Here is a 23,728-nt window from a genome sequence, read left to right as displayed (position 1 = left end):
TTAAAAACAAAACCCGCCCCTACCGATATTGCGGTCAATCAAACGGATTTGATATAAGACTATTTTTTATTCATTAATGACAGAGATAGTCGATCGCCCTCATCCCCAACCCCTCTACCTATTTGGGAGAGGGGAGAAAAATGTCGAGCGCGAAAACCTGAAAATTGGTATAAGTCTATTTTAATAGACTGAAAGCCTTATCCAGTCATCATTTAGTTTTCCTAAGAAGACTTTCGCGATCGCGTCAAGGAATTTATTCCCTTGTCGGGTGAAGCGTAGACACAAAATCTAAGTTTAAAAACTCAATCCAACTCTAGCGATCGCTTTTATTTAGTAATAGAAATTCTGTAGTCAGAATAATTTTGGATTACTCAAATTTTACTCCTTCAAGTTCTTCTTCAGTTAGATCGTACAATTCTCTTAATTTTTCTAACTTCTCTTCATCAGCTTGCCAGAAACCGCGTCCGTGTGCCTCTAACATTCGCCCTAAAATATTGCGGAAAGCTTCGGGATTTGCTTTGCGTAATTTTCTCGCCATTTCTGCATCCAATGCATAGGTTTGTGCAGCTTGATCGTATACCCAAGAATCGGTAAAATTGACCGTTCCTCCCCAACCAATTAAGGCTGTCATGCGTTGAGAAATTTCATAGGCACCACCCGATCCTTGATTTGCCATCGCTTCTGCCCATTTTGGATTTAATAACTTAGTTCGATATTCCAAACGCAGCACTTCTTCTAGCTTTCGGGGAGTTGTATCGCGAGAAAAACTTTCAACAAAATTGGCAGTAACTTTTTTACCACTTTGTTTTTCTGCGGCGAGTTTTAAGCCTCCGGTATTGGCATAATATTCTTGAATATCTGTTAGTCCATATTCGACTGAATCTATTTCTTGAACGACGCGATCGCTAGTCTGTAATAACTGGTTTAATACTTCTGGTCTTGCTTGTCCTTTATCCTTCCTGCCATAACTAAATACATTGCGATTTTTCCAAGTATTTGCTAACTCATTTTCTGATTCCCAATTGCCATCCACAACTCGATCGTTTACGAGAGAACCAAAATCTCCTGCTGGATTAGAAAATAAACGTGCCGAGGCATTTTCAACGCCTTGTGCTTTTAAAGCTAAAGCATGCTTGCGGATGAAATTCTCTTCTTCTGGTTCGTCTGCTTCTGCTGCCCGTTGAAACAGATCGTCTAATAACTCAATAATATTGACAAAAGTATCTCGGAAAATCCCAGAAAGGTTTCCTAAAATATCAATGCGAGGATGTCCGACTTCTGATAAAGGTTTTAACTCGTAACGAACGATCCTTCCCGTCCCTTCTTTGACCGGTTCGGCACCAACTAATTCTAATAAAATCCCGATGGATTCTCCTTTAGTTTTAATAACATCTAATCCCCATAACATTAATGCCACGGTTTCCGGATACTTGCCATGTTCTTCTAAATTTTGGGCAATAATTTTTTTACCAATTTCCCTGCCCCTTTCATAGGCAGCAGGCGAAGGCATTCGATAGGGATCTAAAGCGTGAATATTTCTTCCAGTCGGCAATACGCCAATTCCATCTCGCAATAAATCTCCTCCAGGTGCGGGCGGTACATATTCTCCATTTAATCCTCGAAGAAGATTGGTTAATTCCTCAGTAGTTTGAAATAGCAAATCTCGAATATTTTGAGCTTCTTTTATCGTTTCCGAATAACCGTTTTGTGAATAGAAAATTTCTAGTGTTTCTCGATCTTCTGTCACAATAGCTTCCCTTGCCTTTGCTGGTAATTTATCCCCAAAATAAGCTTCGAGATAGGAATTCAATTCTTCTTCATTGGGAATTTCTCCTAAAGTATGCAATCCCGAAGAAAATAACCGTTGTTCTACCACTTGTAAGTATTCATACACCTTGACAAAATAATTAGTTAATGCATATCTGCTGAACAGACGAGCATTTTCAACTGTAAAAGCAATGCCTTGCTTTTCTCCCTCTTCAAATTGGCAATCTGCATCCAATCCCGTATCGACAATTTTCTGACAGATAGCATCTCTGAGGGCATAGTTTTTCTCAGGATCTTCTCGATATTCTGCAATTAAATCTCTCAATGCCATCAATTCTTTATACAATCCTGCCCGACCATAGGGCGGTACGTTATGGGAAATTAATACTCCATATCCTCGACGTTTTGCCAAGATAGATTCCGAGGGATTATTAGCGGCATAGATATAGAGATTAGGTAGATTTCCCAATAAAATATCCGACCAAGAATAAGCCGTATTTCCTAACGGCGATCCTGGCAACCATTCTACTGTTCCATGCATGCCAAAATGAATGACTGCATCGGCTTGGAAATCATTTTGCAACCATTTATAGAACGCTGCATACTGAGGATGGGGAGTTAAATCTTTTTCAAACATCAATCGCATTGGATCGCCAGAAAGACCGAGTGGCGGTTGGACTCCAATCCAAATATTTCCTAGTTGAATTCCACCGATCTGAAACTCATCTCCATAGGTTTTAATTCCCGTTCCTGTCAGCGATTTCCATTGCTTTTCAATGCGATTTGTCAGGAGATAACCCAACCAATTTTCTAAAGTTTTTACATTAACTGTTGTTGTTAGTTGCTCCTTACCACTAATTATCTCATCCGCCTCCTTTACTCTACGAATGATTTCCTCTCCGTCCTCCGGCAGTTCTCCAACCGTATAACCCTGTTCTTTCAGTGCTTGAAGTAACTTAATCAAACTGCGAGGGACATTTAATAAAGCTGCCGTTCCCGTCGCCCCATATCCTGGCGGAAAACCATATAATAAAATTGCAATTTTCCGTTCGGCAGGAGGAGTTTGTTTTAGTTTAATCCAGTTCTGAATTCTTCCCGTGAGGCGTTTGACTCTTTCTGGAACCAGATAAATATCTTCTCCAACTAATCCCCCCAGCGGAACGGTATCGATCGCGCCGTCGAGTTCCGGCAATGCATACAATACAACGCTTTGCAATCCGCCAATACCCTGTCTCGTCCAAGAATAAATATCTTGAATTAGCAAAGGTGCGGCAACAATATAAGGAATATTCTTAGCCGTTAAAATTTTTTTCGCAACCTCTACTTGCCGCCCTGCTTCCATCGAACCCGCAGGACCGCCTACTAGGGGAAAACCGATGGTAGAAACGATCGCGTCAACTTCTACTGCATCTTGGGATAGAGAAGGAGTTTCTATATTTCCCTGCTGTCTTTGATGGGTTTCATATTCAGTAGTCATCCAATCCCTGACTGCAACATGACCTTCCACCCCATTGAGAAAAATAGGTAAGGGAACCAACCCTTCTTCTTCAAAATAACGAATGAGTTTAGCGATATAGGATTGTTTTGTAATGACATGCTTGCGATAAAGCAAGATTCCAACGACTGGAGAATCCTTTTTCTCCTGACTCCTTTGAAAATACCAATCCAAATACTCGCGGGGAGAGGTGAAATATCCTCGATAGTCGGGATGAAGCAATCCCATGTTGGGAGTTTCGATGGGTTCGGGGATTTCTCCTACTTTCAATCCTAGATATTTATCTGCAATAGTCCAACACATGGCGGCGAAATTGTCCGAACCGCCAGCATTCCAGTACCCATAAATAATCAACCAGTTTCGCAAGTCTTGGACTTTTTGTACGGGGATGAATTTGAGGAGTTTGGGACCCGTTTTTAAGAAGCTGATATATCCAGCGAGTTTGTCTTCTTCCCTGCCGCTAGAGAATTTGCTGAGGATGAATTGAACGGGTTTGGGCATTCCTTTGGGTTTGTCGCCAATGGAGAATTTACCCAGTTGCGTGAGACTCATTAATTCGAGTGCGGACTCGAAGACGAGGCGAATGGGAACGTGTTGCACCCTTTGACGCAACCACATTACTTGGTCGTAATCGAAGATTAAGCTAGCAAAGAAGACTTGGGCATCTTTGAGGGCTTTTTCTATTGTTTCAGGTTCCGCGATCAGAGAGCGATCGCTAAATACCTGCACCTCTAATCCCTCACATCGAGAAGTCGCTAACTGTGCCGCTTTTCGGTATAGATCGGCGTTGAACGATTCAAACCCAGTAATGACGACGATGCGTTTCATATCCCAAGCCTGCAAACTTTCTTCACACTTCTATTGTAGAGGGAGGATTTTTGAAGGGGGATAATGCTAGCCGGAATAATTTCTGAGTCTTAAAATGCGATCGCGACTTCAGTCAAACCAGAGGGCATTTTTTTCTGTATGATGCGGATGGACGAATCGCATTACCAGAAGGAGAGCAACTCGTGAATTCTCAGGCTTCGATAAATTGGCAATCCCTACTCGGCGGATTCATTATTGCCTTAATCGTTTTAATTGGTTTCAATTCTTTTGTCATCGTCAACCCCGGACAAGCGGGAGTATTAAGTATTTTGGGGAAAGCGAGAGACGGGGCATTGCTAGAAGGGCTGCATTTCAAGCCTCCTTTTGTTTCCACTGTCGATATTTATGATGTCACGGTGCAGAAGTTTGAAGTTCCCGCACAGAGTTCGACTAAGGATCTTCAGGATTTATCGGCTAGCTTTGCTATCAACTTTCGTCTCGATCCCGTGCAAGTAGTGGACATTAGAAGAAAACAAGGCACTCTACAAAATATTGTCTCCAAAATTATCGCGCCTCAAACTCAAGAATCTTTCAAAATTGCTGCGGCTAAAAGAACGGTAGAACAAGCCATTACCCAAAGAAGCGAACTCAAACAAGATTTTGATAATGCGCTAGGCGAACGGCTGGAGAAGTATGGGATTATCGTGTTAGATACTAGCGTCGTCGATCTTACTTTCTCTCCTGAGTTTGCCAGAGCGGTAGAAGAAAAACAAATTGCCGAACAACGCGCCCAACGAGCGGTTTACATCGCCCAGGAAGCCGAACAACAGGCGCAAGCGGACATCAATCGCGCCAAAGGAAAGGCAGAGGCGCAACGATTGCTAGCAGAAACCCTCAAAGCGCAGGGCGGGGCATTAGTGTTGCAAAAAGAAGCGATCGAATCGTGGAGAGAAGGCGGCGCACAAATGCCAAGAGTTCTCGTAATTAGTGGCGATTCTAAGAGTAATGTGCCCTTTTTATTCAACATTAGTGACGTGCAACAATAACCCTTGAAAATTTAGCGATCGCAATTTGTTCTTAGTTCTTAGTAAAAATCGCTTGTCACTTTCTTGACACATCAACTTTATATATTTGACACATGGGTTGAGTATATTCAGCTTCAAGTCAAAATTGTTAGCTGGGTTGGAGCGATGAAAACTAAGACACAACAACGATTGATTAAATTTTTAGTGGAAGAGTTAGCCGTTCCAGGCGACTCCGTCAAACTTGCTCTACGTCATTCTCAAGAAAATCCTACCGTGTTGCCGATGGTTTTATGGAAGTATGGATTAATTAATCTTCGGCAGCTAGAAAAAATTTGGGATTGGGCAGAAAATGTCTAAGTTTTTGTAAAACCTTGACTTAGTTCAATTGATGATAAGTACGAATATCTGGATTGGTAGCTACTAAACCATCTATTCTTTGTACGGCAGCTTGAAGATGTTCGCTCGCCAAATGCTTGTCTAAAGCTTCTTTAGTCGTCCATTCTTCTACAAAAGTAAAATCGGTTGGATCGGTCTGATTTTGAAATAAGTCATACTGAATACAGCCTTCTTCTTGACGAGTAGGTTCGACAATTTGCAGAAGAACTGCTTTTAATTCTTCTATTTTGTCAGGTAGTGCTATTACGCGGGCAACAACACGAATGGTTGAATTAGACATAATTAATTTTTAGAATACATCCATTATTAAATTTTTTAACAGCTGTGTCTTAATCAACTCAAAAATTAAAGATTAATTAATTTTTAAATTTTCTCTGATTAAGTGTTAAATATTAATTAACTTAACAGGTAGTCCCAACAAAAGTATAGTATGTGCAAGGTACTCCGCCGCCTCGCGGCGGAGCCTAAAAAGCACTTCGTCATGTTGAGCGGAGCGATCGCGAAGCGAAACATCTTATACAATTCGCAATCAATAATTAACAATTCGCATCAAGCATCTGTAGCGTTTTTTAGAATTGGTCTTACAGCAGTTTTTAGTTAGATGAGAAACCAAATTGGACGATTGGGGCTAGTTGAGCGACCAAACTCAGATCGCCCTCACCCCAACCCCTCTCCCAGAGCAGGAGAGTGGCTCTCAACTTAAGACTTTGGACTAAAGTCCCTTCGCCCTTTGTGGGAGAAGGGATTTAGGGATGAGCAGACAAAGATTTGTCAGTCAACCAGGATTCTTCGTTACGTTCTACTACACTGAGAATGACAAAATAAACTTTTAACGTTTATGGCAATATGTTTTTGGAAAGACGTTTCTTTGGTCTGTAAAGTACCTAAAATGAGTGCTTGGGTTTAAACTGCAATAATTTGGCATTAATGTTAATAACTTGCTTTATCTTTTATGTTTCCCAGTTTTATTGCCTCTATTGCCGAAAATCTAACCGAATCGACTTCGATCGCGCTGATTCAACGAATCGAATCTCATGTCCTCGCAACGCCACTCAGTCCCCAATCCATAACGACGACTTACACTCGTCAGGGAAGGGGAAAAACGCCATTTTTATTGCTGCACGGGTTTGATAGTTCGCTCCTAGAATTTCGTCGCTTGATGCCGCTATTAGCCCAAGCTAGCGAAACTTGGGCAGTCGATTTATTAGGATTTGGCTTTACAGAAAGGCTTCCCGGATTATCGTTTTCACCAGCACAGATTAAAGCCCATCTTTACTATTTCTGGAAAACTCTCATCCAACAGCCCGTTATTTTAGTTGGGGCATCGATGGGAGGGGCAACCGCGATCGATTTTACGCTAGCTTATCCAGAAGCCGTCAAAAAATTGGTTCTTTTAGATAGTGCCGGATTAAGCAATTCTCCAATGGCAGGGAAACTGATGTTTCCTCCCTTGGACTACTGGGCAACAGAGTTTTTGCGCAATCCGAGAGTCCGTCAAAACATCAGTCGCGCCGCTTACTATGACAAAAGCTTTGCCAGTCGAGACGCTCAACTCTGTGCTGCTTTGCACTTAAATTGTCCGGGGTGGCGAGAAGCGTTGATTGCTTTCACTAAAAGCGGCGGTTATGGCAATTTTTCTACTCAACTATCGCAGATCCAGCAGTCTAGCTTAATTTTATGGGGAAAGTGCGATCGCATTTTGGGAACGAAAGCAGCGACGCAATTCGAGCAGTTGCTCCCCAATAGCCAACTCGTTTGGATAGAAAATTGCGGTCACGTTCCCCATCTAGAACAGCCTCAGATAACAGCAGAGCGGATTTTAGAGTTTGTGGGAGCAAATTAAAGACAATCAGAAGTCTGCACGCGATCGTTTCTCTGTTGCGAGTAATTAGGGTTGGCTGCGATCGCGATCGTGTCATTATTATCAAGCTTGCCTGTCAATAAACTTTCATGTTTCCCTACATTATTTAAATCTTAGCTGTCTTTTACCACAGTTTTTTTAAGTCCCACTAAACTACAACTACATCGGCATCGGCTGGGGTTGGAGCTAGGGCAGGAGCCTGAGTGACGCTGGGCTGGAGAAAGTGAGCAAAATCATCTCTAACCGCATTCCCCAAAGCTCTGGGGAAACCGTTTGCCGCATTGGGATCGAAGATGCGGGCGAGCGCAGATTCAACTCGCCGTTGGTCTACTGCAACACCTTCAGGAACCCCCAAACTGGGATTAGCCCAATTGTCGCCAGCGGGAAGTTGCTGGCTGGGAACAAGTTGGGGAGCCTCAGTGGGCGCTGTACTCAGCTCGTTGGCGCTAATCATATCCCTGGCAGAACCAGTTATTTTTTGCAGTCTTCCTCTCCTTGCGTCAAGCTGAGCGAACCAGGCATCTACCGCTTCAGTATTGGTTCTTTCCAAAGAACCATCGGTAAATCCGGTCACATTAACTCGGTTACCAGTGTTGTCTACGCTCAAGCCTGTCGCGTAGTCAGTTCCCGCACTTCCAAACTGTTGAATCCACTGGTTGTTGCCTGCCGTGTCGAACTTCGCCACCCAAGCATCATTTCTTCCTCTATTTCTGCCGCGTCCGCCAATCCTATCGTCGGTATATCCGGTGATATAGATCCCATCTTGTGAGTCGATCTCCATGTCAGCTAAAAAGGAGCCATCATCGCCTGGAGTGCCAAACTGTCCGATCCATGTCGGCGTGCCATCTGCTGGGTTAAATCTGGCGAGCCAGATATCGTATGCAGTATTGGCTTGGCTACCCGCCTGAAAATTGCCCGTCGTCCATCCGGTTGCGTAGACATTGCCTTGGCTGTCAACGTCAACCCCCCAAGGAAATTCAAGACCCAAATCTTGACTCCCCAACTGTTGAACCCACTGTACCTGACCGCTGGGATTGAGCCTTGCCAACCAAACATCATACTTGGAAACCTCTCGACCGGGATCGGATTCTCTGACTAAACCCTGAGTCCATCCGACTAAGTAGGTATTGCCATTCCTATCGACGGCAACGTCGTATGCCTCGTCAAAAAAGGGAGCTTCGTTCAAAGGAGCAGGAGCTGTGGGGTTTCTAATCTCCGTAAACCACTGCTGGTTGCCATTAGTGTCGAATCTGAGTGCGTAGGAATCGTCCTGAACGGGAAAATTAAAGATGTTTGTTCGAGTGTTGTTTTTGAGTCCCAATCCCCCTACAGTGACATTTCCCTGTGCATCCACATCAACAGATGTGGCAGCACTGGAAAAAGTATTAGGGATTACATTAGAACCAAATTGCCGCCCCCACAAAAGATTGCCATTGCTATCGTACTTGGCTACATAGGAATCCTGTGATTGTGACTGCCTCGAACCAAACAAGTTGCCCTGGGTCGCTCCCGCTAGATAGATGTTCCCGGCACTGTCCGTGGCGATGTCTAAGACCGAGTCATTATCGGAACTGCCAAACTGGCGAACGAATAACTGATTGCCATTTCTGTCGTATTTGGCTACCCAGAAATCTGAGAACCCTGCGGAGGTGCTTCCATTTTGAATCGTCCCGGTAGTCGTTCCGGTTACGTAGACATTACCCGAAGGGTCTGTAGCTGTGTCAATTCCGAGTTCGAGTCCGGCTCCCCCTAATTGCTGAACCCGTCTCTGCTCTGGCCTTCGTGGGGGTTGGTTGCCCACATACTCGAAATAATTAGCTGTCAGACTTAAATCGACTTCATCTCTCGAAATCACGTAGCCGACGAGGTCGGGGACTCCTTGTCTAAGCGAAAAAATCGCCTCGCCAAAAAACGGCTGTGAGACTCCTTCAACCTGCAAATTATTCACTTCCAGCAAGACATAATCCTGCGCTGAGCCGTTGAGCTGTATCGTATCTTGATTGGGATCGAAATCGTAAATGACGGCAAACTCATTAGTCCCAAATAGATTCGAGGTAGTTAGGGTATTTGGGTCGCCTAAATAGTAAGGTGTGGTGGTCTCTCCGAGAACGTGACGATCTCGTCCTACAGAGGGGATATTCCTCTCTAGAATCAGTAAGGGATTGCCGCCTTGCGGGCTAGTCTGGATACCAAAAATAACTTCAAATTCTTCTAAAGTGTTGTCAAATATATCCCCGAACAAAATATCGACATTTTGATTTTGGGGCGGACTAGCTGCGCCGGGTGCAAAGGCATATAAGCTATCATTACCACGGCGACCGAAAACGGCTTCTAACCTCCGACCGATTTCTCCTGAAGCTAGGTCGCTGACAGGTGTAAATAATGAGAAAAATACTTCCAATTGTTCGTCCATTTTGCTTAATATAAGCCCTCTCTTCGATAATTTGGATTTTTCGAGACTTAAGTTCGGATTGGTTACTACTTTATCGTTGGCTCGTACTCAAGAAAAGCAAAATAGCTGAAATAATATGCTGCTGGAGATTTGAGCGCATAGGTATTTTGAGCAAGGATTTTGTATGCGTAGACAAACTCCTTCTGTGGTAAAACAATGAATACTTGTTCCCTGCAAGCAATAAAACACCTATGACAGAATTCTCTGGCAACTTACCCGACTGGAATAGTCTAGCCGATCGCTCTGTGAGAGGCGAACTTTTAACCCGTCAAGAAGCACAAGCAGTCTTGCAAGCACCCGATGAAGTTTTACTCGAACAGCTAGCAGCAGCTTATCGCGTGCGCCGTCACTACTGGGGAAATCGAGTGCGATTGCATTTTTTACTCAATGCTCAGAGTGGTTTGTGCCCAGAGGATTGTCATTACTGTTCTCAATCGAAAATTTCGACCGCAGAAATCGAAAAATATCCCCTGCTAGCACAGGAAAAAATTCTCGCTGCTGCCGATCGCGCGGCACAATTAGGGGCAGGAACGTTTTGTTTTGTCATTTCGGGACGTTCTCCGAGCGAGTCCGTCTTTACTAAGGTTCTAGAGGCAGTGCGCCAGATCAAGACAAAACACGACCTCAAAGTCTGCGCATGTCTGGGACTCCTGAGTCAAGAGCAAGCCCATCGTCTAGCAGAGGCAGGAGTCGATCGCGTCAATCATAACCTAAATACTTCAGAAAACTACCATCCTAATATATGCACTACTCATACGTTTAGCGATCGTGTCACTACAGTAAAAAACGTCCAAACGGCAGGCATTACAACCTGTTCCGGCGGAATTGTCGGTATGGGAGAATCAGATGATGATGTCATCGACTTGGCACTTTCTCTGCGGGAGTTGCAAGTTACTAGCGTTCCGATTAACTTTCTCATTCCCATCTCAGGAACTCCCCTCGCCAAGGTGCAACAATTAAACCCGCGTCGCTGTTTGCGAATTCTGTGTCTGTTTCGCTTTCTCCTTCCTTCTCAGGAGATTAGAATTGCAGGAGGAAGAGAAGTGCATTTGCGATCGCTCCAACCTTTAGGTTTATATCCAGCCAATTCTATTTTTATTGGCGATTATCTGACTACTGCCGGACAAGCTGCCCGTGCTGACTTAGAAATGCTCCGCGATGCCGGATTTGTCTTAGAGGCACTCGATGGCTCGATTTTACCGAGTTCGGAGTTCGCAGTCGAGATTGCGAAGTTAGTTAAGCTAAAGGTAAACGAGCTTTAGTATAAGAAAATCAATAAAACTCGGGGTCGCGATCGCACAAATTTTAGAATAATTGACATCAATCGTCCTTCAGATAAACTCTATGACAATTCGCCCGCAGTTCTCTTCTCGTTCTTGGAATTCTTTATCTAGCGACATCTTACAAACCCTCAAGCAAGGTAAAAGTCTTGCCAATGCCAACCTACAGGGAATGGATTTCACTGAGATGGATTTGTCTGGTGTCGATTTAAGAGGGGCTAATTTAATTGGCGCTAACATCAGCGGCGCTAATCTCAGCAACGCTAATCTCAAAGGCACTGACTTGCGGGGGGCGAATTTAATTAACGCCAACCTAGAAGGCGCTAATTTAGAAGATAGTTACTTATTTCGCGCTCGCCTAGAGCAATGCAATCTCAAAGATGCTCGACTCGAAGGTGCTAGGCTGCAACTAGCTAGATACGATTCTCAAACCGTTTGGACTGAAGGATTTGCTTACAAAAATTCTGGTGCAGTCGGACCGGGAGCCAATTTAGGCGGCGCGTTTCTCAACACTGCTAATCTTAGAGGGGCAGATTTGCGCGGGGCGAATCTGCGAGGTGCTTACCTCAGCGGCGCAGATTTAACAGGGGCGAATTTGGCGGGAGCAGCTTTGAGCGGAGCTAATCTTCAAGGCGCTTTTCTCACAGGAGCTTGTTTGCGGAATGCTCGACTGATTGGGGCAGAGTTACAAGGAGCGGATTTGCGAGCGGCCGATTTGACCAATGCAAGTTTAGAACAGTTACAGAGTATAGCTGGAGCCGATTTTACACTGGCTCAGGGATTGAGCGAGGAAACAAAAGCGATGCTATGCAGTCGTTCTGCCCAAGAGTTAGGAACTTGGAATGCTTATACGCGCAACAATACTGCCCAGAGTCTCGGTTGTTCGATTGGCTAATTCTTGCGCTCTAATAAATTTAAGCGCTGCAAGCATAAAAATCATGAAACCCTTAAATCCGATCGCCCTCATTTTATCTATTCCGACTGTTGGAGAAGTTTTAGTTTGGCGAGTTTGCGATCGCGATTGGTTCTCATTACAAGCAAGAGAATATATTTTAATTAACAATTGAAAATTCGTAATTTGGTATTTGTGGCAAATCTTAACTGCAATAGCTCCAGAATCCTGCAACCCTAAAATTTACTAGAACCAGCTATGGCTTGGAAGTCAACCAATCCTCAGTTTCATAACCAAACTATTACCCTCAGCGACGGTCAGAATGTTTTTCATTTTTCGCCAACACCGATTCTAGATATTTCTGCCGAGCAAATTAAAAGTAGACCTTTAATTTCGACTTCACCTTATAAAGGATTAAAGCCATTCACAGCCAAAGATTGCGATTATTTTTTCGGTCGGGACAAATTAACTTTTCACTTACTCGAAGATTTATGCAAAAAAAACTTAATTTTACTTTTGGGAGCTTCGGGAAGTGGGAAAACATCAGTTATTCAATCGGGGTTGCTTCCTAGAATTAGAAACAATTTACCATCAAAATTTATTGAGGTTATTTGTCACCCCGATCGCAATCCTTTTCTATCGTTATTTAAGGCACTCGTTCAACAAAATTGCAATCCAGAAGAAGCCGAACTGATTCTTAAAGAAGAAGTTGATGGTCTGAGCAAATTTTTTCAAGCCTTACAAGCCAAGAATGATGGAAGTTACTGGCTTGTTTTTATCGATCGCTTTGAAGAACTCTTTACGATTAGTGCTACCGAAAAAACCGATAAATTTATTGATAGTTTAATTCATCTCTATAATTATCTCGATCGGGCGTCTGAGAGTTTTGTCAAAATAAAAATTATTCTAGCAATACAAACCGAATTTTTAGATAAAATCAGTGCTTATAATCGCTTTTTAGACATAATAATAGATCGAAAAAATATTCGAGCGATCGCCAATATAGACCCCAACTCTCTGCGTTTAGCAATCGAGCAACCCGCTGCCAAAAATGGAGTAATTTTTGAAGAAGAATTAGTAGCAGAAATTCTTAAAGACATTCGAGATCGTAACTACTCTTTACCTCTACTACAACACGCACTCAACTTACTTTGGCAAAGTGAAGATCTTGACAAGCGAACTTTAAGACTAAGCACTTATAGGCAATTAGGTAAGATTGAAAAGGCATTACAAAATCAATCAAATCGAGTCTATAATAGTCTCTCTAGATTAGAACAAATAGCCGCCAAGAAAATTTTTTTAAAGCTAGTAAAGATTGTCGATGTAGAAGAATCAGGGCGCGAGGTAATTGCCGTTAGTCAAAGAGCAGAATTATCTAACTTCAATGATACAATCAGTCAAGCGGCGATCGTACAACTAATCGAAGGGAATTTGTTAAAGTGCGATCGCGCTACGAACTCAGTAGAAATTATCCATGAAATCTTGCTGCATCGGTGGAAATTTCTGAGAGATTGGTTAGAAGAAGCTCGTCAAGTTTTGGTCATCAAAAAACAACTAACTGAAGCGGCAGATGCCTGGAAAATTTTGTCTCAAGAGGATCGAGAGCAAGCCAATACAAAACTTTGGTATGGATCTAAATTAGAGAAAGCTTGCGAACTAAGAAATACTTGGATATTTAATTTAGTTGTAGATGGTTTGAGTCCCGACGAAGATCGATTTCTCGACGCGAGTCTTGCCCGGCAAAATCAGGCGCTGAAGTCAAAAGAAACACAAATTCAACAGTTAAATCGGATACTCGATGAAACCAAGCTGCGAGAGCAAGCAGCAAGAGCGCAAAATTTATTGCCCGTTCGACCGCTAGAAGGTCTACTGTTGGCCATTCAAACAACAGGAGAAAATGCAGATAAATTTCCGCAGCAGATGCTTCCCGTCGTGCAAACCTGTCTAAACAGTGCGATGGAAATCGCAAAAGAGCAAAATATATTTCAAGGGCACGACGATAGAGTCAAGGCAGTTGCCGTCAGTCCTGACGGACAAATAATCGTCAGCGGAAGCTGGGATAAAACCTTGCGCCTGTGGAATCGGCAAGGCAACGCCATCGGTCAACCTTTTAGAGGGCATGAAGGGGATGTCACCTCGGTTGCCTTTAGTCCCGACGGACAGACAATTGTCAGCGGCAGCGGCGACGGAACCGTTCGACTGTGGAACCTCGAAGGAAACGCGATCGCTCGCCCTTTCGTAGGTCACCAAGGGGATGTCACCTCGGTTGCCTTTAGTCCCGACGGACAGACAATTGTCAGCGGCAGCGGCGACGGAACCGTTCGACTGTGGAACCTCGAAGGAAACGCGATCGCTCGCCCTTTCGTAGGTCACCAAGGGGATGTCACCTCGGTTGCCTTTAGTCCCGACGGACAGACAATTGTCAGCGGCAGCGGCGATGGAACGGTTCGATTGTGGGATCGGCAAGGCAACCCTATCGGTCTGCCATTTGAAGGACACGAAGGGGATGTCACTTCAGTTGCCTTTAGTCCCGACGGACAGACAATCGTCAGCGGTGGCGGCGACGGAACGGTCAGGTTGTGGGATCTTTTTGGCGACTTTATCGGCGAACCGTTTCGGGGTCATGAAGATAAAGTTGCTGCCGTCGCTTTTAGTCCCGATGGAGAGAAAATCGTCAGCGGCAGTTGGGATACGACAGTTCGGTTGTGGGATTTACAAGGCAAAACGATTGGTCGTCCTTTTCGCGGTCATGAGGATTATGTTATCGCGATCGCGTTCGATCCCGAAGGAAAATTAATCGCTAGCGGGAGTAGCGACAAAGTAGTTCGGTTGTGGGATCTTTTTGGCAATCCCATCGGTCAACCGCTTCGAGGTCACACAAGTTCCGTCCGTTCGCTTGCCTTCAGTCCAGACGGACAAACAGTTATCAGCGCCAGTACGGACAAAAGCGTGCGGTTGTGGGATCTCCAAGGCAATGCCCTTCATCGACCCATCCAAGGACACGAAGTTTCCGTCTGGTCAGTGGCTTTCAGTCCCACCCCTGTGGATAAAGAGGGCAAAGAAGAGATATTTGCAACTGGAGGAGGCGACGGAACGATCAGGTTGTGGGATCTTTTTGGCAATCTCATCGGTCAACCGCTTCGGGGTCATGCGGGGGATGTCACCTCAGTTGCCTTCAGTCCCGACGGACAAACAATTGCTAGCGGGAGTTGGGACAGGACGATCCGCTTGTGGAATCTGGCCGGCAACCCCGTCGCCCGACCCTTCCAGGGTCACGAAAATGACGTTACCTCGGTGGCTTTCAGTCCCGATGGAGAGAAAATCGCTAGCGGCAGTTGGGACAAAACCATCTGCCTGTGGGATTTGAAGGGCAACCCCATCGCCCGTCCCTTTCGCGGTCACGAAGGAGATGTTACCTCGGTGGCTTTCAGTCCCGATGGAGAGAAAATCGCTAGCGGCAGTTGGGACAAAACCATCTGCCTGTGGGATTTGAAGGGCAACCCCATCGCCCGTCCCTTTCGCGGTCACGAAGGAGATGTTACCTCGGTGGCTTTCAGTCCCGATGGAGAGAAAATCGCTAGCGGCAGTTGGGATAAGACCATCCGCCTGTGGGATTTGAAGGGCAACCTCATCGCCCGTCCCTTTCAGGGTCATCGGGAACGGGTTAATTCAGTTGCTTTCAGTCCAGACGGACAGCTAATCGTCAGCGGCAGCGGCGACGGAACGGTTAGGTTGTGGGATCTTTTTGGCAATCCCATTGGCGAACCGTTTCGGGGTCATGAAAGTTACGTCACTTCAGTTGCTTTCGATCGAGACGGACAGACAATTGTTAGCGGCGGCGGCGACGGAACGGTCAGGTTGTGGGATCTTTTTGGCAATCCCATCGCTCAACCTTTCGAGATTCATAAGAGTGAAGCCACCTCAGTAGCTTTCAGTCCCAACGGACAAATTCTGGTCGGCGGCAGTTTGAATGGAAAAGTGTATTTGTGGCGCGGCGGTGGTTGGCGGAGTTGGTTGCAAGTTTGCTGCGATCGCCTGCGCTATCATCCCGCCTTCAAAAATCCTCAAACCGAGATCGAAAAGCAAGCTTGCCAGGTCTGTCAAAAGCACGTTTGGAAACCGGAGGCAACCGAATGGAACAAGCAAGGTCTACTCAAGTTAGAAGGGCAGGATTTTCAGGCTGCCCTCGACTATTTCAACCGAGCGCTGGAGATCGACCCTTATCATAGGGGGGTGCTTTATAATCGAGCCAGAGTCTATGCAAATTTAGGCAATTTTCAGGAAGCTATTCGAGATCTCGACCGAATTATCTGGGCAATGCCGACTCATGCAGCTGCTTACTTCTATCGCAGTCAATGTTATGCCGAATTGGGCGATCGCTCCTTAGCACTAAAAGATTGTCAGCAAGCCGTGTTTTTGTACCAGCAACAAGGACAGGGAGCGAATTATCAAAAGGCGATCGCTTATTTGCAAAAGCTTCAAAGAGAGAACCGTACCATTGAGTGAAGATTTCCTCACCCGCGATCGCTCGTATTTATAGTGCTAGGTAGGATACATTAAAAGATGCAAGCCATTACACTGCCAGTTGGGTCAACTTCTATTCTTAAAAATCTTTAGCGAAACGAGACTGGTATCGATCTAAGTCGCTAAAGTATGAACCGAGTGTAGACAACCAAAATATTCCCATGTCTAATCAACGATTTCCCAAAATAAAATCTCTTTTAAAATCCCTGATAGCTCTGGGACTGGTTCTCACCTTAGTTTTTGGCAATGCGAGCACTGCCTTGGCTGCCCGCAGTGGCGGTCGAATCGGCGGCGGTTCCTTCCGCGCTCCCAGCCGCACCTACGCCCCTCCAGGAGGCGGCTATAGTTCGCCCGGTTATGGCTATGGCTATGGCGGCGGTATTGGATTTCCCTTTTTGTTGCCTTTCTTCGGCTTTGGCGGCGGCTTTGGGGGACTGTTTACCATTGCGATCCTTATTGCGATCGCCAACTTTCTCGTGAGAAGCCTTCGCAGTACCAGCATGCAAGGAGATGGAACTTCCTTCGAGTACGGCAGTTCTAAAATTTCTGTTGCTAAGGTACAAGTCGGATTATTCGCTAACGCCCGTGGTTTGCAGAAAGAATTGAATGAAATCGCCTTGAGCGCAGATACCAATTCGGCTGCGGGGCGCGTTTTGGTTCTCCAAGAAGTTAGCCTAGCCTTGCTACGCCATCCCGAATATTGGGTTTATGGCGCTACGGAATCCTATCAAACTGCTTTAGAGTCGGCAGAAGCCAAATTCAATCAGCTAAGCTTGGCAGAACGGAGTAAATTTACCTCAGAAACGCTCTCGAACGTCAACAACCAACTCAGACAAGCCTCGCCAACGGCTCTCTTAGAAGGACAGGGACAACTAGCCCAAACAGGCAACGGTTCTGGGGACTACATCGTCGCCACCATTCTAGTCGGCGTTGAAGGAAAACTCGAATTGCCCAAGATTAACGATTCTGAAGATTTACGCAAAGCCTTGCAACAAATTGGGGGAATCGGCAGCGATCGCCTGCTAGCCGTCGAGGTTCTCTGGACTCCTCAAGCACAAGGAGATACTCTAACCTCTGAGGACATCTTGGCTGAATATCCCAATTTGAAGCTAGTCTAATTTAAGCTATCAATTGAATAGATTCTGACAGATTGCCGTGGAAAGATTCCCACGGCAATCTATTTTTTGCACCTGAGAGATGACCCGCTTCTAAAGAAGACTCACAGCAGAAGAGTGCCCTAATTCAAGCGCATTTAACGATTTTTGTCTAATTCAACTCCTGCACCCTCGATTCTACTTAGTTACGCTTTGCGTTTGCTAAGACTTGACTACCAACACCGAACAAGGAGCGTCTGCCACGACTTGAGAGCTGACAGAGCCTTCAATAACGCGATCGACCCCTTTCAACCCGCGAGTACCGATGATAATCAAATCGGTTTGATGAATATTGGCAAGGCGGACGATTTCCTCGCTCGCATCGCCGCTGACAATCTCGATCGCGCTGTTGGGAATTTGTGCCCGATAAGCTTGTAATTGCTGTTGTGCTTGCTGATAAAGAGATTCGGGCGATTCATGGGGGCGATCGGCGGCAAGCTCGCTCTCACTTGTCGGAGCGGAAAGCACGTGGGCGAGTATAATCTTGGTTTGGGGTTGAACTTGGAGGATATCTAAGGCTTGAATAATGCTCTGCGATCCATCCGAACAGTCTAGAGCTAACAAAATTGTTTTCAGCACCCAACTATCTCTCCTCACACGTGCAGTCAACGCTATTGGAATTTTGCCTCGAAGCTTAAATTTTGTCTAGCGATCGCCAGAGTTTAAATATCATTTCGTATAATTCATAACCAGTCATGCCACAATTCCTCTCTCCCATGCACCTGCTTGAGTCTCACAATCCTTACCCAGACTGCATCTCGCTTCAATTAGAAGCGACTCCAGCCTCTTCTAGCAGGACTCCCTCACAACAATTCGATCTCTATTTGACCGTTCAGTTTAACGAACAGTGGAAATCTTTGCTCGATGGTCGGATTAGATTTGGATTAAAAGGCGGCGAACTGAAACTTAAGATCGAAGGCGGCGAACTTTCTTCAGTTAATTCCGACATCGGCAAAGGATTTCAAGTGGCGACGACAATTTCTAAAATTAATCCAACTTGGCGATTTTTCCCAAAATCGAGCGAGTTATATTTAAAAGGCTCGCTGCAACGGGTAAAGCTGGCAACGCTGATGCCAACGGAACCATCCTATCGCCTCGCTGCGACTTTTGAAGTCTCTCAGTCAGATATTTCTCTCACGAATGCCGAGGATTTGTGGCGACACGATATCAGCCCCAACAAGCACGGAATTTTAGAGAGAGCGATCGCGCTTCTGTTGCTAGAAAATCGTTTCAAACCCTATCTAAGTTGGACGCAGCTTGGCTCTGAGGATACAAAAGATTGGCAACCTTTAGTTGAAGGGCGCGAAGCCACTCTTAACCCGGATTTACTAATGCGTTTAAAACAACTTATCGAGCGCATTTATGAAGCCCAAACTGATAATTTCCTAGAATTAGCTAAATTAGCTGGATTAAATCCATTAACGGATTTGGCTGGAGGTAACTTTTTGGCAGTTAATTTAAGCGGGAGCGAACTAAGCGGTGCAGATCTCTCGCGAGCAAATTTTAGAGGAGCTAATTTAACGGATATCGATCTCAGCGAAGCTAATCTCAGCTATGCCAAACTCAGCGGTGCTGACTTGAGCGGTGCCTATTTAGGTAATGCTAATTTGAGCTATGGGGATTTACGCCGCGCTAGCTTAGCTTTAGTTAACGCGATCGCAGCCGATTTCACGGGAGCCGATCTAGGAGAGGCTAATTTAAGCAATGCCAATTTTAGCCGAGCAACGGTATTGCAAGCCAGATTTAGCCATAATCCCGGTCTTTTAGACGAGGTGAGGCACAGTTTAAAAGAGCGCGGCGCGATCGTTGAATAGATGTTATTCTAGATAAAGTTAGAGATACTCCGCCGTCTTACGGCAGAGTTTCCTCTCACTTGGTCAAGGGCACGTAGCTCAGTGGATAGAGCATCAGATTCCGGTTCTGAGGGTCGGGGGTTCAAATCCCTCCGTGCTCGCTTCCCACTCAAGACTTGAGCTTGATTTGCCGCTTATGAGCGATCGCCCAGCTGGTAATTTAGTGAGGTTAATCCTGAGAATTTTAATAGTAGTCGTTGTTGTCGCAGCAACGCTAAACTTTGCCAGCTATTCAGCACTAGAGAATTTTATTCCTGCGGCGATCGCTAATTCCTTGAATCGAGAAAGGGCGGAATCGATGCAACCAGAAGAAATCCGAGCCACGATCGAACAGGCGCGGGAAGCTTGGGTAAAGGGAGATGCAGAGGCTTTTGCGTCTTTATTTAGTCCCGATGGAGAATTTATCGTCCCTGGCAACCGCTGGGTAGGACGGGAAGCGATTCGGCAAGTTGCAACCGATTTTTTTGCCTCTCATCCATCGGTTAGAATTGACATTAAACAAATTATAATAGAAGGCGATCGCGCTGCGGTGGAATGGTACTGGGAGGATAAAAACCAGGAGGGTCGCCTTAACAGAGCTGACGATGCTATTCTCGTAGATTTTCAAGCCGGTCAGATCGCTCGTTTTCGCGAATACATCGATACGGCAACTTGGGAAGATCGAGACAATTTGTAATTAAGCATTAAACGAATCTAATGGCGATCGCAGACTTCTGAAATAGCTTTTTGAATGACTTGTTTTTGTTCGTCGTCGTAACCCCAGCGCTGTAAAAAGTCTTTGTAATTGCCTTCTCCAGTAGCCGCACTTTCGTGTAATTCTTTTAATTTTTTAGCAACTAAATCCGATTTAATTTGTTGAATCAGGTTGGCAGTACGCTGACGAACGCTATCGGAACCTTTGGCATTTTCTTCATCATTATTGCGACGATGAGCTATTACCATTGCTGATGACATGGCTAGATTTTTAACGAGTAACTCGCTGACAATTTCTGGAGAAGATTTTAGGGCTTCAATTACTCCAGTAGTGGGATTGTCGGCGAGAGGACGATTATCTGTTAAATAAGTTACGAAAAACCCTCTAGCACCATTTTCGGTTTTGACGAGATCGGTAATCGCTGCTTGAATTTCTCTGTCTTCTAGCTGACCTGCTGACATTTGTTTTAATAATGATTCAGTCAACGCGATCGCATCTTCAAATGTTACTGATTCAGAAACTTGCCAACTCATAGTTTTTAACAAGAATACCTTGTCATTGTAACGATTCTATTATAAAGTAGCTAGAGAATATCTAGTAAATTCTTCACGAAGTTAGTAATGACAACTAATTATCCGAACTTGATATCACAATAAAATAACCCCGTACATTTATTGATTTTGCTTGCGAGCATTAATTTGAGATCGCAAGAGCTTAACTTTATAAGGATCGGCATCTTTATTCCACTGTAATTGATATCCTTTAATAACAGCACAACGATCTTCCAAGCATTTTAACCATCCTTGCAGGCGATTAATCGTACTAAAATCGTCTAGCAGCCCCCAATCTTTTTCTTTACGAGTTAACTTGGCAAACTTTTCATAGAGGGGATAATCGGTCGGCACCAAAGCCTCTTTTTCATGCAATATAGGAGGATTAGTTTCGTTATTAAAGTCTCGATATCTAACGGTTAAATTGCCTAAATAAATATCCATACTTACCTGTAAAGTCGGATGGGGATTGATATCAAAATCTGGATAAACCAAATAAGAAATTTTAGGCTTGTTAAAAAAGAATTGAATTAAATTTGCCTCTTCTAAACGACCAACCGTTCGACTCGCACAACCTTCATAGAGTCGCAGTAAAGGTTTGAGAGTCTCCAAGGCACTGATATGAATTAATAAAGAATGGCGGAATTTTTTACCTACCGGGCTATTTTGACATAAAGCGGCAATTTTGTCTAAATCTCTTAAACTTAATAACATGGCATCTGCCAAAATACAAGCTTGCTTATAACCACCAAATAAGGCTTTGATATCTTCTCGAACAGTAGAAGATAATTGTCTGGATTTTGGGCGATTGCCGAATCGACTGAGGGCTAAATAGAGTAGTAAATCTTGACGGCGTTTTTGGGCGATCGCATCCCATTCTTCTTTATCAGTCACTTGTGAAATTACCTGAAAAGCGCGACGGATTGTACCAAATTCGACCCTTAATTCTGACTCATTTTCTAACTCGCCTTTGGTGGGAAGGCGACCCCTTTGAGTAACGAATTCCATCAAGGGAGTTAGTAAACTTTCATAGTCTTCAAATCGTTTAATTGTAGTTTGAATTTTAGGGGTAGTAGTACGCGAACGAAAGCGAGAAACTCGAAACGTTTCTGCTTGAGTTTCATCGCGAAAAACGAAATAAATTCCCAGTCCTACTGGAATTGAATCGACATTAAGAACTTGGTCGATATAAGTTTTGAGTTCCTCTTGTTCGTAATATTTTTGAAAGGTATTACGACTGGTGATAATGCCATCGCCATAGGCAACAATACCGCGATCGCGATCGTCGATCGATACCTGCGCCGCTACAATTAAGACTTGGCGGGTTAACTCCCACGCTTGCAGCAAAGCTTGCCGACGTTCGGCAAGATCTTCAATGACGTTAATTACATACCCCAAATTGACGATATCTGCCGGAGTGCGAGGCGTATCGGGACGATAATAAGGGTCCCATCCAGAACTGCTGTAACCACCTTCGGCAATGCGATCGATGTCGCCGCCGTAACCGCAACCATAGTCAAAGAAAGTCGTTACTTCTGGTACAAATAAACCCGCTTCTAGTGCCAAACGAACGGGGCGAGAGAGAGATTTGCGGGGGATTGCCGCTTTGTGGCGATCGATAGAAACAGGTTGAGTAGATGTCCCGTCAATCGGACAGATGAGGCGATGTCCGTCAAAGGCGATTCTGTAATTGTCTAGGCGTTGCTGCCATTCCAAACGAGTGCCAACAAAGCGGGAATTGTCCAATAATCCCAGTTTCTCTTCCCAATCGGTAAGTTGGGTAAATTCTTGATAGAGAGGATAGTCTGAGGCAACGAAGGTTTCTTTGCGGTGGAGAATGGGTGGATTATCTGAGGCAGCATAGTCCCAATAACTTGCTCGCAGGGTTTCCATATCTACCACGACGCTAAATTGTAGGGCAGGATGAGGATCGCGATCGAAGTCGGGATAAAACAGATAGGAAATTTTCGGTTTATCGGTGCTGAATTTAATGAGGGTTGCGCCTTCAATTTTGTCGGTTACTCTCGCTTGGCGTTCGTAGTCCTGTAAAGGCGCGTCGAGGGAAGTTAAGGCACTGATATGAACGTACAGTGCATTGGGTAAGCGTTTGCCTATGGAACTATTTTGACAGCTTAGAGCGATCGCTCTAAATTGCTCGTCATTGAGGGGCATTATTGGGAATTCAATCTGGCGTGACCTTATTTTTTATAGTAAATGCGATCGCGCTAGCTACCGACGCGATCGCGCAGTTCTTTTCGCAGGTGAGAGCGATCGCCCATAATATGAAGCAACGGCCCTCGTTCTGCCATTTCTACAATGCTGACAGAGGCGGCGGGCATGCCAATGCGATCGCGGAAGCGTCCTATATCAATTCCCAACAACTCGCACAAGATAATCCGAATGGTTCCTTTATGGGAAACGACGAGAATGTTTCCATTGCTACAGGTTCGTTCGATTTCATCGAGTACCTGAAAACTGCGGCGGGCAATATCGACTCCTTTTTCTCCGCCTGTCGGCGCATTCCAACCGGGATCGGATAACCAGCGCACGTAGTCGTCGTGAAACTCTCGATTAACTTCTTCTGGCATTTTGCCTTCCCATTTGCCATAAGCAATTTCTTTGAGTCCGTCCCTCAGTTTCATGTCTAATCCCACGCGATCGCACAACGGTTTGGCAGTAGCGATAGTCCGATGCATGGGACTACAAAAAACAGCCGTCCAAGGCAGAGATTCATAGGTTTTGGCAAAATCTTCCGCCATTAAATAGCCTTCTGGCGTTAAGTCTACATCTAGAGTCCCGCAATAGGTTCCAGTTTGACTGGAGATAGTTTCTCCGTGTCGGAGGAAATAAATTTTCAGAGTCATAGGTGTTTCTAAAACTGGAGAGGCTGGATACCGTTTATAGGGTAACGCGAAATAAGATCTGATTCCTTATTGTAAAGATGTGCGCGATCGCTTTTCTTAAAAAGATCTAGCTG

Annotated in this window: 17 protein-coding genes and 1 tRNA gene; 11 read left to right on the top strand and 7 right to left on the bottom strand. The window is 44.9% G+C overall.

Annotation, left to right across the window (positions count from 1 at the left end; translation table 11 throughout):
• Positions 1 to 367: 367 nt before the first annotated feature.
• Entirely contained in the window at positions 368 to 4,090 is a 3,723-nt protein-coding gene (gene bchH, locus NIES593_RS20575; protein ID WP_073601363.1) for a magnesium chelatase subunit H, read from the bottom strand.
• Positions 4,091 to 4,272: 182 nt separating this feature from the next.
• Between bchH and NIES593_RS20570 the strand changes: the two genes are divergently transcribed.
• Together NIES593_RS20570 and NIES593_RS20565 are read left to right on the top strand one after the other, a co-directional pair.
• Positions 4,273 to 5,115, top strand: coding sequence for a prohibitin family protein (locus NIES593_RS20570; protein WP_073601362.1), 843 nt, complete (start codon positions 4,273 to 4,275; stop codon positions 5,113 to 5,115).
• Between the two features lie 144 nt (positions 5,116 to 5,259).
• Positions 5,260 to 5,451, top strand: coding sequence for a DUF2949 domain-containing protein (locus NIES593_RS20565; protein ID WP_073601361.1), 192 nt, complete (start codon positions 5,260 to 5,262; stop codon positions 5,449 to 5,451).
• A 19-nt stretch (positions 5,452 to 5,470) separates the two neighbouring features.
• Here the strand turns inward: NIES593_RS20565 and NIES593_RS20560 are convergent, their stop codons facing one another.
• Positions 5,471 to 5,770: a putative quinol monooxygenase gene (locus NIES593_RS20560; RefSeq protein WP_073601360.1), complete on the bottom strand. Its 300-nt coding sequence runs from the start codon at positions 5,768 to 5,770 to the stop codon at positions 5,471 to 5,473.
• 672 nt (positions 5,771 to 6,442) lie between these two features.
• Between NIES593_RS20560 and NIES593_RS20555 the strand changes: the two genes are divergently transcribed.
• Complete coding sequence (locus NIES593_RS20555) at positions 6,443 to 7,333, top strand: alpha/beta fold hydrolase (RefSeq protein WP_139253766.1); 891 nt, start codon at positions 6,443 to 6,445, stop codon at positions 7,331 to 7,333.
• A gap of 166 nt (positions 7,334 to 7,499) precedes the next feature.
• Here the strand turns inward: NIES593_RS20555 and NIES593_RS20550 are convergent, their stop codons facing one another.
• Positions 7,500 to 9,764 (bottom strand): SBBP repeat-containing protein, encoded by a 2,265-nt coding sequence (locus tag NIES593_RS20550; RefSeq protein ID WP_073601359.1) that lies wholly within the window; start codon positions 9,762 to 9,764, stop codon positions 7,500 to 7,502.
• 230 nt (positions 9,765 to 9,994) lie between these two features.
• On the opposite strand from NIES593_RS20550, the gene bioB reads away from it, so the two are divergent.
• The 5 genes from bioB to NIES593_RS20530 all read left to right on the top strand — a co-directional run bounded on the left by bioB (position 9,995) and on the right by NIES593_RS20530 (position 17,617).
• Positions 9,995 to 11,065, top strand: a complete 1,071-nt coding sequence (bioB, locus tag NIES593_RS20545; RefSeq protein WP_073601358.1) for a biotin synthase BioB — start codon at positions 9,995 to 9,997, stop codon at positions 11,063 to 11,065.
• 82 nt (positions 11,066 to 11,147) lie between these two features.
• Positions 11,148 to 11,978 carry a pentapeptide repeat-containing protein gene (locus NIES593_RS20540; protein WP_073601357.1) on the top strand — a complete coding sequence of 277 codons (831 nt, stop codon included), beginning with the start codon at positions 11,148 to 11,150 and terminating at the stop codon, positions 11,976 to 11,978.
• 43 nt (positions 11,979 to 12,021) lie between these two features.
• Positions 12,022 to 12,150: a hypothetical protein gene (locus NIES593_RS25325; RefSeq protein WP_281250773.1), complete on the top strand. Its 129-nt coding sequence runs from the start codon at positions 12,022 to 12,024 to the stop codon at positions 12,148 to 12,150.
• Between the two features lie 83 nt (positions 12,151 to 12,233).
• Entirely contained in the window at positions 12,234 to 16,481 is a 4,248-nt protein-coding gene (locus NIES593_RS20535; protein WP_073601356.1) for an nSTAND1 domain-containing NTPase, read from the top strand.
• Between the two features lie 179 nt (positions 16,482 to 16,660).
• Positions 16,661 to 17,617 (top strand): DUF1517 domain-containing protein, encoded by a 957-nt coding sequence (locus NIES593_RS20530; protein WP_073601355.1) that lies wholly within the window; start codon positions 16,661 to 16,663, stop codon positions 17,615 to 17,617.
• A gap of 198 nt (positions 17,618 to 17,815) precedes the next feature.
• On the opposite strand, the gene NIES593_RS20525 is transcribed toward NIES593_RS20530, so the two are convergent.
• Entirely contained in the window at positions 17,816 to 18,232 is a 417-nt protein-coding gene (locus NIES593_RS20525) for a universal stress protein (protein WP_073601354.1), read from the bottom strand.
• A gap of 116 nt (positions 18,233 to 18,348) precedes the next feature.
• Between NIES593_RS20525 and NIES593_RS20520 the strand changes: the two genes are divergently transcribed.
• From NIES593_RS20520 to NIES593_RS20510, 3 genes are all read left to right on the top strand, one after another.
• Entirely contained in the window at positions 18,349 to 19,467 is a 1,119-nt protein-coding gene (locus tag NIES593_RS20520; RefSeq protein WP_073601353.1) for a pentapeptide repeat-containing protein, read from the top strand.
• Positions 19,468 to 19,534: 67 nt separating this feature from the next.
• Positions 19,535 to 19,607 (top strand) — tRNA-Arg (locus tag NIES593_RS20515).
• A 35-nt stretch (positions 19,608 to 19,642) separates the two neighbouring features.
• Complete coding sequence (locus NIES593_RS20510) at positions 19,643 to 20,182, top strand: nuclear transport factor 2 family protein (protein WP_139253765.1); 540 nt, start codon at positions 19,643 to 19,645, stop codon at positions 20,180 to 20,182.
• A gap of 17 nt (positions 20,183 to 20,199) precedes the next feature.
• Here the strand turns inward: NIES593_RS20510 and NIES593_RS20505 are convergent, their stop codons facing one another.
• From NIES593_RS20505 to NIES593_RS20495, 3 genes are all read right to left on the bottom strand, one after another.
• Entirely contained in the window at positions 20,200 to 20,733 is a 534-nt protein-coding gene (locus tag NIES593_RS20505; protein ID WP_073601365.1) for a hypothetical protein, read from the bottom strand.
• Between the two features lie 138 nt (positions 20,734 to 20,871).
• Entirely contained in the window at positions 20,872 to 22,923 is a 2,052-nt protein-coding gene (locus tag NIES593_RS20500; RefSeq protein WP_073601352.1) for a DNA phosphorothioation-associated putative methyltransferase, read from the bottom strand.
• Positions 22,924 to 22,976: 53 nt separating this feature from the next.
• Positions 22,977 to 23,615, bottom strand: coding sequence for a histidine phosphatase family protein (locus NIES593_RS20495; protein WP_073601351.1), 639 nt, complete (start codon positions 23,613 to 23,615; stop codon positions 22,977 to 22,979).
• Positions 23,616 to 23,728 lie beyond the last annotated feature (113 nt).

Origin of the sequence: Hydrococcus rivularis NIES-593, assembly GCF_001904635.1 — a bacterium.
In the GTDB taxonomy this organism is placed as follows: domain Bacteria; phylum Cyanobacteriota; class Cyanobacteriia; order Cyanobacteriales; family Microcystaceae; genus Hydrococcus; species Hydrococcus rivularis.
This window is presented reverse-complemented; position numbering and strand designations above follow the sequence as displayed.